The organism is Variovorax sp. GW821-FHT10B04 (assembly GCF_059415645.1).
The window spans coordinates 327,131-338,100 of sequence record NZ_JBWKNQ010000008.1; the positions used below are offsets into that span (position 1 = coordinate 327,131).

General features: G+C 64.1%; 8 protein-coding genes. 4 read left to right on the forward strand and 4 right to left on the reverse strand.

Features of this window, described 5'->3' with window-relative positions:
* Positions 1-47: 47 nt before the first annotated feature.
* The 3 genes from AC07PZ_RS21070 to AC07PZ_RS21080 form a co-directional block, all read right to left on the reverse strand.
* Positions 48-2,039 carry a hypothetical protein gene (locus tag AC07PZ_RS21070; RefSeq protein WP_495297073.1) on the reverse strand — a complete coding sequence of 664 codons (1,992 nt, stop codon included), beginning with the start codon at positions 2,037-2,039 and terminating at the stop codon, positions 48-50.
* Positions 2,040-2,158: 119 nt separating this feature from the next.
* The gene (locus tag AC07PZ_RS21075) at positions 2,159-4,135 is read right to left on the reverse strand and encodes a hypothetical protein (RefSeq protein ID WP_495297074.1); all 1,977 of its coding nucleotides are present in this window, start codon (positions 4,133-4,135) and stop codon (positions 2,159-2,161) included.
* A gap of 106 nt (positions 4,136-4,241) precedes the next feature.
* Entirely contained in the window at positions 4,242-4,976 is a 735-nt protein-coding gene (locus AC07PZ_RS21080) for a maleate cis-trans isomerase family protein (RefSeq protein ID WP_495297075.1), read from the reverse strand.
* Positions 4,977-5,116: 140 nt separating this feature from the next.
* Here AC07PZ_RS21080 and AC07PZ_RS21085 point away from each other — a divergent pair, with 140 nt between their 5' ends.
* On the forward strand, positions 5,117-5,854 hold the full coding sequence (locus AC07PZ_RS21085; protein WP_495297076.1) for a GntR family transcriptional regulator: 738 nt from the start codon (positions 5,117-5,119) through the stop codon (positions 5,852-5,854).
* Positions 5,855-5,962: 108 nt separating this feature from the next.
* On the opposite strand, the gene AC07PZ_RS21090 is transcribed toward AC07PZ_RS21085, so the two are convergent.
* Positions 5,963-7,384, reverse strand: coding sequence for an amidase (locus AC07PZ_RS21090; RefSeq protein ID WP_495297077.1), 1,422 nt, complete (start codon positions 7,382-7,384; stop codon positions 5,963-5,965).
* Between the two features lie 235 nt (positions 7,385-7,619).
* Between AC07PZ_RS21090 and AC07PZ_RS21095 the strand changes: the two genes are divergently transcribed.
* The 3 genes from AC07PZ_RS21095 to AC07PZ_RS21105 all read left to right on the forward strand — a co-directional run bounded on the left by AC07PZ_RS21095 (position 7,620) and on the right by AC07PZ_RS21105 (position 10,862).
* Complete coding sequence (locus AC07PZ_RS21095; protein WP_495297078.1) at positions 7,620-8,723, forward strand: ABC transporter ATP-binding protein; 1,104 nt, start codon at positions 7,620-7,622, stop codon at positions 8,721-8,723.
* A 47-nt stretch (positions 8,724-8,770) separates the two neighbouring features.
* The gene (locus AC07PZ_RS21100; protein ID WP_495297079.1) at positions 8,771-9,814 is read left to right on the forward strand and encodes an ABC transporter substrate-binding protein; all 1,044 of its coding nucleotides are present in this window, start codon (positions 8,771-8,773) and stop codon (positions 9,812-9,814) included.
* Positions 9,815-9,992: 178 nt separating this feature from the next.
* Positions 9,993-10,862, forward strand: a complete 870-nt coding sequence (locus tag AC07PZ_RS21105; RefSeq protein WP_495297080.1) for an ABC transporter permease — start codon at positions 9,993-9,995, stop codon at positions 10,860-10,862.
* Positions 10,863-10,970 lie beyond the last annotated feature (108 nt).

The window sequence follows — 10,970 nt, forward strand, 5'->3', positions numbered from 1 at the left end:
CGACCCCTCGCTCGCGCAGGTGCTTCAGCGTGCCATCGATCGGCGGTTCATTGATCTCTCTCCACACGGGCTCTCACTCTTTCGATCCGATCCCAGGAGGCGTCGTGCAGATAGGAGGGAATATCGGCTGGCGCCATGTATTTTTTGCTGCACCAGCGCTCCATCGCTTCTCGCACCGCCACCGCGCAGAGATGGCTCCCCTGATCGAGCCCCACACCCGCATACGTTCTCTGTCGCCAGTTCTTTCCCAACAATATTTCTGCAGCCTGCGGCGCCGAGATCAGGTGGCGGCTCATCATTTTTTCCAGCGCACGCCCGAGCGCGCGAACACCGCCCGCCTTGAAAGCTGCGGGAACTTGAATTGCGGAAGAAGCCAGCCCCAAGGACATCCAGTAGCTCGCGCTCGATCCGAGAAGAATGTCCGCAATATCGTCCTTGCCCAGGCGAAGCCGGTCGTACTGCGAGACGAGCAGATCGAAGAATTCCTCGATGGTTTCCACTGAACCGTTGAATACGGCCCTTGGCCAGTTTTGCAGAACCAATTTCTGCTCGCCACCCGTTTTCCCGAGCAACCAGTTTTGGACCGGTTCGAGCGACTGGTTGTAGTCGAACAGGTAGCAGCATATCGATGGCTGCGCAACTTCCGGGACGGGCTCAATGCCGAAAGTGGCGTTCCTTTCCGGCTCCAGAGGGCCGTCCTTCATCTGGTCGGGCGACTTTTCGTAATAGCCATCCTTTCGATGGAGGGTCATTGCGGGATAGTCGTACTGTTCGTACGGCATATGCAGATCCCGGAACAACTCGAAATTCCGCAGATCTTCTGGCGCCGACAAAGAGAGCCTTATCGCCATGCCGGACAGATTGGGGTCATGGCTGAGAAAGTGAAAGACTTTTCGCGCGTCCGGCCCTCGTTCGCACCAGATCGCCAAGGTGGTGGCATGGCCGGCCTGGGCAGAGTTGGCCCCCGCTTCCAGGCCAAGCGTGTAACTGCGAGCCTCACCATCGTCCAGCCCGTGCATCTGTGCCACCAGATAGTCGACCACGCCCTCACGAGGCGTGAGGTGAAGTGGCGCCCCACCTGTCCTGCGGAGCTGGCACCGCTCGTCCATGTACCTGTCCAGGTTTCGCTGCATGGCGGCCGCACTGCCAAAGAACTCGTGAATGACTTTGCCCAAAGGCCGATCGCGCTGGCACTGATGCCATGCCAGGAAGACCTCACCGAACTTCTCGGCGATATGCCTGCAGACCATTGGGGTACCGCCCCGTCCGGTCGCCGTGCCGTTGAAGTTCTCGTATGCGCCAGGCAGGCATCTTGGATGCGACTCGACGAATACACGGCCCGGATAGGCAGCCCTCCAGACCTCCTTCCTGTTGAAGTCGTGAAAATGCGCCGCGACTGGCTGGAGTCCGTTGGTACTTTGAAGCACCCCTTTTCTTCCCAGAATCGTGTTCCTGATCTCCGATTGCGGATGACTGGTCAACAGGATGCCCTGCGGCACGTGAACGTCGCGCAGCATCGGGCCTGCTTGCAGCTTCAACCCCTTGAGGCGCGGATGGTGGATCTCGATCCTGTCGCCCAGGTACATCAACACGTCCACGAATTCAGGGCAGTGAATAGAGAGCCAGGGCGGCAATGATCCCAGCAGGGCGGGGAAGAATACAGAACCCAATTCACCGATGTGACGGGTGACCTCGGTCGGCAACCCGTTCAAGAAACTCTCGTCGAAACCCGCAAGATCGAGACTCTTTTCGTTCGTGGCATGGGCAGCGACAACTCTTCTCGCCAATTCATGGCTTTCTGGCGTATTCCTGGAATTGCAGAAGAACTTCAGGTCATCGATCATCGAAAACTCGGTATGGAAGCGCGAGATTCCGCTCCACTGCGTCGATGCCTGCACCAGGATGGCGTCGAGCCAGGAGGTCGTGCCGCATGCCTTGTCCTGCTCCGTCGGTGAGTACGGACTGCTCATCGAGCCTTTATCGGGCGCCTTGAACGGCGGCGGGATTTTCGGCGGGGGAAATGTGAGTGGATTGACCATGCGGCGCCTCTTGGACAGAGGCGCCATTTGCCCATGCCTCGCGAAAAGACAAGTTCGCAAGGGCGAACGCGAATGCGGGTTGCCGAAGGCGCCGATGCACGGGGAAAGCGATCGGGCGGTCAGGCTCTCTTCGTCTTGCTGCGTGCTTCGGCAATGCGACTGGCAGACGCGTCGTGAAGAATTTCATCGATCTCGGTTTCTCGAATGAGATTCTTGCGATGCCAGAATTCCAGCACCTCGCGCGCCGCTGCGGCGGGCAGATAGTTTTCTTCTTTCAGATGCTTGCCTGCATAGGTGCCATGAGGCCAATCATCGCCCAACAGGACTTGAATCGCGCGGGACACGGAAATTGCTCCGACGCTCACCAATTTTTCAAGCATATGCCCTGCGGCGAGGATGCCATCCGCGGCAACGGCAGGGGATTGAATAGGCTTGGCGTATATGAATGCATTTTCCATGAGGAATTTGACATCCTTTCCTTGCATGATTTTTTCTACATCGCTCGAGCTCAGCTCTCCAGAGCGCAATTGATCGACGAGTATCTCGGTCAATTCTTCGATCGATTCCACGGCACCACAGTGAACGCCTGTTGCCCAATTTCTCAATAAATCACATCGCTCGCCCGCATTCTTTCCGGTCAGCCAGTTTCGTGCGGGCGCAAGCGATTGATTCCATTCCATGAGATGCCCGAACAAGAACGGCTGAACAAATTTTTCAAACTTCGCCCCGAACGTTGTGACTCTTTCATCGCCTCCAGGCGGGCGCATCGCCTTGCTCGAGTCCTGCAGCCGGCTATCGAATTTCGGATAGTACCCATCGTGACGCTCGATCATGACGGCCGGATAATCGAGGTGGGAATATGGAAAATGCAAATCGCCGAAGAATTCGAATTTCAAAAATTCCTTGGGATCCATGACGGCGATCGCCCTGGGTTTATCAGAATTGGCATCGAAATTGACCGAGCGAAACAGCACTCGCCCGTCGGGCATTTTCTCGCTCCAGAGGCCCTGCGTCGTTATATGGCCGGTATGGCGTCCACAGATCCGGATCTTGTAGACCCGCATCTCGTCCTCGGTCATCTCCAGGCATTGATTCTCCAAGAATGAAGCAACGCCCTCGCGCGTGGTCAGATGCAGATTGGCGCCGCCTACCCTGTTGGAAAAGCAGCGATCGTCCATCGTATTCTGGAACAGCCCGACCATTTCCTCTCTATTTTCAAAGGCATTTTTCGACACTTGCCCGATGCTTGATTTTCTGCCGCCAGCGTACCATTCCATCATCAGCTTGCTGGACTTGTCTGCAATATGCCTGCAGGTAATTTTGTCTCCCTGCTCGTTGGCCACCTGCTCGTTGTTGCTTTGATATTCATAGGGATCACTGTCGGGGGTGCATTCGATGAACACCCGATTCGGATAGGGAATGTCGTAAAGCAGGGAATTTTCCGGTCCGTAGACGCGGGCATCAATCGACTGCAACCCTGTGTCACTCTGCAGATGAAAATTCTGCGTGCTGTCGATTGGAGACAATCCGAACGTGCTCAATACCGTGCCCTGGAATACGGAAACCTGCCGCAGATTCTTTCCGGGCTGAAGATTCAATTCCCGGAGATTCCGGTTGCACGCTTCAATTCGCTCTCCGTCATACATTCGCACTTTCAATGTTTTCGGGCAATGCAGTGAAAGCCACGATGGAACCGATTTCAGGTGTGCGGGCAGCACGACGCACTCTGCGGCATGGACATGCCGGGTGATATCGGCCGGCAACGTGTTTAGAAAGTCCTCGCTGAAGCCTTCCAGATCAAGCGTCTTGTCCGGCGCCGCGATGCGTGCGCGGAGCCTCTGCGCCAATTCACGGCTTTCAGCCGTATTCCGGGAGCCGCAGAAGCACCGAAGATCGTCTTCCAGGACGAAATCGGCGTGGAAGATCGCAATATCCCGGTGGTTCAGGATCTCGCTGGCGACCTGCGTCACCCATGGCACCGATCCTGCCGGCCGGCCCTGCGGCACAGCGAGCCGGGGATCGTCCATCGAACCCTTCCCCGGAACGGTGAAAGGCGGGGGAACCTTGGGTGGGGGAAAAGCAAGCGGATTGACCATGGGGCGTCCTGAAATCGGGGCCGCCATTTCTTCATGTGCGGCCGCCGAAACCGCGTCGTGACGCGAACGCAGCAACGTGACGCCGAAGCCGCAGGAGACCGCTGCCTCAGTGCGCGAACAGCCGCCCCCACCCCTCGACGCGCCGCGTGTCGACGCCGCCAAGCCGCAGCGACTTCCACAGCACGGTCGCGATCGTGTCGTAGACCGGGACGCCGAACTCCGCCTCGAGCTCCGGCACCAGCGGCGCGCCGCGCAGGTTGGTGCAGAAGATCGCGACCGCTTCGGGCCGCTCGCCCGGCGGGCCGGCCATCACCTCACCCACCATCGTGCGGATCTGCGCCGCGCTCACCTCGGAGAAGGAATAGTTGTCCTGCAGGCCCAGGTGGCGCTCCGCGACGATCTCGATGCCCTCCGTCGCGTAGTTGCGCACGATCGCTTCCTGCACATCGGCGCGGTAGGGCGACACCAGGCCGAGCCGCCGGACGCCCGTCGCCTGCAGGATCTCGTTGAGCGCGAGCACCGAGGTGCAGGCCTGCGCACCGGTCGCCTGCTCGATGGCCGCACACAGCGCGCGATCGGCCTCGAAGCCGAGCCAGCCCGAGGAGGTTCCGTTCCAGCCGATCACCTGGCAGCGCGCATGCGACAGCAGTTCGGCCGCGGCCAGGATCTCGCGGTTGTCGAACTGGGCGAGCGCATTCGACGACAACGCGATCTCCGTCACGCGGAAGCGGCCGAAATGGGCGCTGACTTCCGGCAGCCCCGCGAGCATCGAGGCCGTCACGGGTTCGAGTGTGGTGTTGGACGAGGGGGTTAGCATCCCCAGCAGCGTGCGCGGCGGCATGGTTTTCTCCTTTGCATATCAACGGCTTCTCCACGCCAGAAACATGCCAGCGCGGCATGGATTGAATACGATGTCCGGCAATCTTTGTATCCAGTCATTCGACGCCACATGTGCACGACTCTTGCAAGCTCGCTCGACCCATGACCAAGACCCAGACGAAAACCGCCGCCGACAAGACGGCCTTGCCGTCGGCACGCAAGATCGCCAGCCAGGCCGACATCCATCAGAGCATCTACGACGCCATCGTCGAACACCGCCTGATGCCGGGCACCAAGCTGTCCGAAGAGCGCGTGGCCGAATTGTTTGCCGTGAGCCGCACGCAGGTGCGCGGCGCGCTGCAGCGGCTGGCGGTGGAACAGCTGGTCACGCTGATCCCGAACCGCGGCGCCTTCGTCACCACGCCCAGCGCGGAAGAGGCGCATGACGTGCTGTCGGTGCGCCGCACGCTGGAGCCGGCTGCCGTGGCGCGGCTGATCGACCGCATCGCGGCCGGCAAGGCACCGACTGCCGTCAAGCAGCTGCGGGCGCTCGTCAAGCGCGAGCAGCAGGCGCATGCGCGTGGCGATCGCCGGCAGGCGGTGCGGCTGTCGGGCGACTTCCATGTGCTGCTGGCCGAGCTGTCGGGCAGCAGCATCCTCGCGCGCCTGATGCGCGAACTCACGCCGCTGACCTGCCTGGCGATCCTGACCTTCGAGGCGCCCACCGCGGTCGCCTGCCCGAACGACGAGCATGCGTTGCTGATCGATGCCATTGCGGCCGGCGATGTCGGCGGCGCAGCGCAGCTGATGACCGAACACCTCAACCACATCGAGAACGCATTGAAGCTCGATGCGCAGGAGGTGCAGGAGATCGATCTGGCGGACGTCCTGTTCGGGTGACCGTTGCTCGCCCCCAGGCTTCGGCGCACTGCGTGTCGCCTCTCGCCAACCCCCTTCCGGGGGCAACACCAGCGGCCCGGCAAAGCCGGTTCCGCGGTGTTTCACGACTCAGGTCATCAGGGGCGAGGGGGTGCTGGGGCCGAGCACCTGTTCCGCGTGCCACGCCAGCTGCAGCACCAGCGCGTCGGCGAAGCGCGGGCCGGCGATCTGCAGGCCGACGGGCAAGCCGTGGCGGCCGGTGCCGCAGGGCAATGACAGCGCGGGCACGCCGCCGTAATTGAAGATCGGCGTGAAGGCGGCATGGCCGCGCGGGCCTGCGGGCAGGCCGCCGATCTCGGCCGGGCCGAGCCGGCCGAGCGGCCAGGCCTCGACCGGGCTCACCGGGCAGAGCATCGCGTCGTAGCGCCCGAAGAACTCCGTGAAGCTCGCGTGGAATGTCTCGCGCAGCTTGAGCAACTCCGTCACGCGTGCGCCGGAGATCGCGAAGCCGAGTTCGATCTGCGCACCGATGTCCGGATCGAGCATCTCCGGCGTGCGGCGCCAGACGTCGCCGAAGCGCTGCGCCAGCCCCGCCTGCTGCAGCGCGATCAACGGGTATTCGCGCGCCTCGGGCGGCCAGACGGGGTCGGCGGTTTCGATCTGCCAGCCGGCGACGCGAAGCCGGTCGACCGCGGCTTCGAGCGTCGCCTGCACATCGGCATCGACCGCGAGTCCGCAGCCCAGTTGCGGCGACCAGGCAAGCCGCAGCGGACGCAGCGGCTGCTTCAGCGCGGCCATGGCATCGGCCACCGCGAAGGCCGGGCACGACAGCGTGTCGGCCGGCTCCCAGGCCGTGAGTGCGTCCAGCATGAAGGCCACGTCCTCGACGTTGCGGCCGATCTGCCCGACCACCGACAGCAAGTGGTTCGGGTCGTCGAAACCCCAGGGGTTGGGCACGCGGCCCAGCGTCGGCTTCATGCCGACCAGCCCGGTGTGCGCGGCAGGCCGGCGCACCGAGCCGCCGGCATCGGTCGCCAGCGCCAACGGGCCGAGCCCGGCAGCCACCGCCGCGACCGCGCCGCCAGACGACCCGCCGGGCGTGCGTGCCAGATCCCACGGGTTGCGCGTCTCGCCGTGCAGCGGCGTGGCGGTGTTGCCCTTGCAGGCGAATTCCGAGCAGTTGGTGACGCCGAGCGGCACGGCGCCCAAAGCGCGCAGGCGGGCCACGCTCCATGAGTCGCGCGGCGCCGCGAAGTCGGCGAACACCTTCGAGCCGAAGGTCGCGGGCCGGCCGCCGAGCCAGAGGTTGTCCTTGACCGTGAACGGCACCCCGGCCAACGGCAACTGCTCGCCGGCGGCCAGCCGCGCATCGACCTCGCGTGCCGCAGCGAGCGGGACGGCCGGATCGAAGTCGGCGAAGGCATTGAGCTGCGGCTCGAGCCGCGCCACGCGCTCGCACTGGGCCTGCGCAACCTCGACGGCGGACACGGCGCGCGCCGCCACCTGGCGCGCGACTTCACGCGCGGTCCAGCGGTGCAGTTCCTGGTTCATGAATGGGCTCCTCGTTTCAGCCGGATGCACCAGCTGCGTTCAGTTTGTATCCAATGTGGTGCGATAGTGCACCGATCATGGCGCGCAGATCGTATCCAATCCTTTGCATGCAAGATGAGTTCCAGCCCGCAACGGCGTCGCGTCCTCCAATGAACCGCCACTGAACCCATCAGCCGATACCCGGCGCCGAAAGATTGGATACAAAACTGGCACAACGATTGCATACGTCCCGGCCATGGAACCGACCACCGGACAAAGCCTGACCCTCGACGACATCGTGCACCGCTATGCGGGTTCGCTCGCCGTCGACCATGTCACCCTCGAAGTCGCCGCCGGCGAACTGGTCGCGCTGCTCGGGCCGAGCGGCTGCGGCAAGACCACGCTGCTGCGCATCATTGCGGGCTTCATCACGCAGACCTCGGGCAAGGTGGTGATCGGCGGGCGCCGCATCGACGAGCTGCCGCCGGCGCGGCGCAACGTCGGCATCGTGTTCCAGAACTACGCGCTGTTCCCGCACATGACGGTGGCGGAGAACGTCGGCTACGGCCTCGCGGCGCGCGGCACCGACCGCAACGCGGCGCGCAAGCGCACGGCCGAGATGCTGGACATGGTGCAGCTCGGCCACCTGGCCGACCGGCTGACCAAGCAGCTCTCGGGCGGGCAGCAGCAGCGCGTGGCGCTCGCGCGCGCGCTGGCCATCGAGCCGCGCGTGCTGCTGCTCGACGAGCCCTTCTCGGCGCTCGACAAGAGCCTGCGGCTCGACATGCAGATCGAGATCAAGCGCATCCAGCGCGCGGCCGGCACGACGGCCATCATCGTCACGCACGACCAGGAAGAAGCGCTCGGCATGGCCGATCGCGTGGCGGTGCTCAGCCAGGGCCGGCTCGAACAGTTCGCGGCGCCCTCCGCCGTGTACGACACGCCCGCGACCTACTTCGTGAACCAGTTCGTCGGCACCGCCAACGTGCTGCCGGGCGTGCTGGCGGATGTGTCGGGCGGCCGAGCCACGGTGCGTCTCGACGACGGCACGCAACTGGCCGCGCGCGCACCGGCCGGCCTCGCCAGCGGCAGCCGGGTCGTCGCCTGCATCCGGCCCGAGAACATGCGCCTGGCCGACACCGCGGACCTCGACGGCGCCGCCGCCGGCGCGCTTGCGGGCACGGTCGAACTCGGCATGCCGCTCGGCGCCACCATCGTCCACGAGATCCGCACTGCCAGCGGCTTGCGGCTCAAGCTGTCCGAGCCGCGCACGCCCGGCATGGGCCCGCGCGACACCGGCGCCCAAGTCTGGATGCGGCCGGCCTCGCCGGACAGCGTGACGGTGTTCGCCGCCCCTTGAATCTCCCTGACGTTCCTGCCCTTCCCTTCCACTTCACGAGGAATCCCATGCAACTCTCCCGTCGTCAACTGCTCGGCAGCGCGCTCACCCTGGGCGCGATGGAGCTCTTCCCGGGCATCAGCCATGCGCAGGCGCGCAAGCTGGTGTTCGCCACCTTCACCGGCAGCTGGGAGGAAGCGCACCGTGATGTGCTGGTGCCCGCCTTCAAGAAGGCCACCGGCCAGGACATGCTGCTCGACGCGATGCTGTCGGTCGACCAGATCGCCAAGGTCTCGGCCGCGCGCAACAACCCGCCGATCGACGTCATGCTGCACGATCCGGGTCCGGCGCTGACCGCCATCGCCCAGGACCTGGTCGAGCCCTTCCCGGTCGCATCGAGCAAGAACTACAAGGACCTGATCCCCGAGGCGCAGGACCCGATGGGCCCGTCGATGTTCTTCCAGGTGGTGGGCCTCACCTACAACCCCGAGAAGGTCAAGACGCCGCCGACGTCCTGGGCCGATCTCTGGAAGCCCGAGTACAAGGGCCGCGTCGGCATCACCAACCTGAATTCGACGCTGGGCACCGGCTTCCTGGTCGAGATCGCGCGCATGCACGGCGGCAACGAGGGCAACGTCGAGGAAGGCTTCAAGGCCATCGACAAGCTCAAGCCCAACCTCGCAGCCGTCGCGGCCAACCCGGGCGCACTCGCCGCGCTGTTCCAGCAGGGCCAGATCGACATCAGCCCGGGCAACTTCAACGCCATCCAGATCCTCAAGGCGCGCGGCGTGCCGGTCGAGTTCGTGGCGCCGAAGGAAGGCGCGATCGCCTTCAAGACCAGCATCCACATCGTCAAGAACTCGCCCAACAAGGCACTGGCCGCGCAGCTGATCGACGTGGCGCTGTCGCCCGAGGTGCAGGGCAAGCTGATGCAGGCGCCCTACCTGGTCGTGCCGACCAACGGCAAGGTCAAGATGGAAGGCGAGATCGCCAAGGTGCTGGCCAAGGACACGGCCGAGATGAAGAAGAAGTTCGTGTTCCAGGACTGGAAGAAGATCAACGAGAACCGCGCGGCCTGGATCGACCGCTTCAACCGAGAGATCAAGGTATGACCCCGAGGCTGCGCTGCGCTTCGCCAACCCCCTTTCAGGGTGAGCACGGGGCTCGCCCCCAGGCTTGCTCGCTTCGCGTAGCCGCCACCCCCCTTCCGGGGGCAACACCTGTGGCCCGGCAAAGCCGGTTCCACGGTGTTCCTGGCACAGAAAGCCACCGCGTCTGACGCCGTCACCCATGAGCACCACCGCCGCCATCAAGGGCCCGCCCGTCACTGGCTACAGCCTCGCGTTCGCGACGCCGCTGGCGGCGTTCTTCGTGCTGTTCTTCCTGGCACCGCTGTTGCTGCTGGTCGTCATCAGCTTCTATGCGACGCCGGAGCTCAAGTCCTTCGGCTTCGACCAGTACGTGAAGATCGCGACCGACGGCTTCACGCTGCCGGTGCTGTTCGACACGCTCTGGCTCGGCGTGCAGACCACGCTGCTGTGCCTGGTGCTCGGCTATGCGCTGGCCTGGAGCTACGTGCGCAGTCCGGGTGCCGTGCAGAAGGTGCTGATGCTCGCCATCGTGATGCCGCTGCTGACCAGTGTGGTGGTGCGCACCTTCGCCTGGGTCGTGATCCTCGGGCGCCAGGGCATCGTCAATTCGGTGCTGATGGAGTTCGGCTGGATCGAAGGACCGCTCAAGCTGCTCTACACGCGCACCGGGCTGATCGTCACGCTCGCCAACGTGCAGTTGCCGCTGATGGCGCTGCCGCTGATCACCGCGCTGCAGAAGCTCGACCCGAACCTGGAAGACGCGTCGTCCGCACTGGGCGCGAGCGCGCTGCGCACCTTCTGGCGCATCACCTTGCCGCTCACGTTGCCGGGCATCGTGGCCGGCTGCCTGCTGACCTTCGCGGCCAGCATCACGGCCTTCATCTCGCAGTCGCTGATCGGCGGCGGCCAGATGCTCTTCATGCCGATGTACATCTACCAGCAGGCCTCGTCGCTGCAGAACTGGCCCTTCGCCGCAGCCATCTCGCTGGTGTTCCTGGTGGCCGTGATGGCTTGCGTGACGGTCTTCAACTTTCTCGGCCGGCTGAGCCGGGGGCATGTGGCGGCCTAGATGATGAAGCACTCATTCGGATATGCGGGACGGGCTCACGCCGACGGCGTACTTCCCTCCGCGAATGTCCCCCGGCCTGCGGCCTCCTCCTTGATTTCGCTGCGGGAA

Bases quoted from the DNA above. Each gene is read 5' to 3' on its own strand.
- AC07PZ_RS21070 (WP_495297073.1), bottom strand. From the start codon at position 2,039: ATGGTCAATCCACTCACATTTCCCCCGCCGAAAATCCCGCCGCCGTTC.
- AC07PZ_RS21075 (WP_495297074.1), bottom strand. From the start codon at position 4,135: ATGGTCAATCCGCTTGCTTTTCCCCCACCCAAGGTTCCCCCGCCTTTC.
- AC07PZ_RS21080 (WP_495297075.1), bottom strand. From the start codon at position 4,976: ATGCCGCCGCGCACGCTGCTGGGGATGCTAACCCCCTCGTCCAACACC.
- AC07PZ_RS21085 (WP_495297076.1), top strand. From the start codon at position 5,117: ATGACCAAGACCCAGACGAAAACCGCCGCCGACAAGACGGCCTTGCCG.
- AC07PZ_RS21090 (WP_495297077.1), bottom strand. From the start codon at position 7,384: ATGAACCAGGAACTGCACCGCTGGACCGCGCGTGAAGTCGCGCGCCAG.
- AC07PZ_RS21095 (WP_495297078.1), top strand. From the start codon at position 7,620: ATGGAACCGACCACCGGACAAAGCCTGACCCTCGACGACATCGTGCAC.
- AC07PZ_RS21100 (WP_495297079.1), top strand. From the start codon at position 8,771: ATGCAACTCTCCCGTCGTCAACTGCTCGGCAGCGCGCTCACCCTGGGC.
- AC07PZ_RS21105 (WP_495297080.1), top strand. From the start codon at position 9,993: ATGAGCACCACCGCCGCCATCAAGGGCCCGCCCGTCACTGGCTACAGC.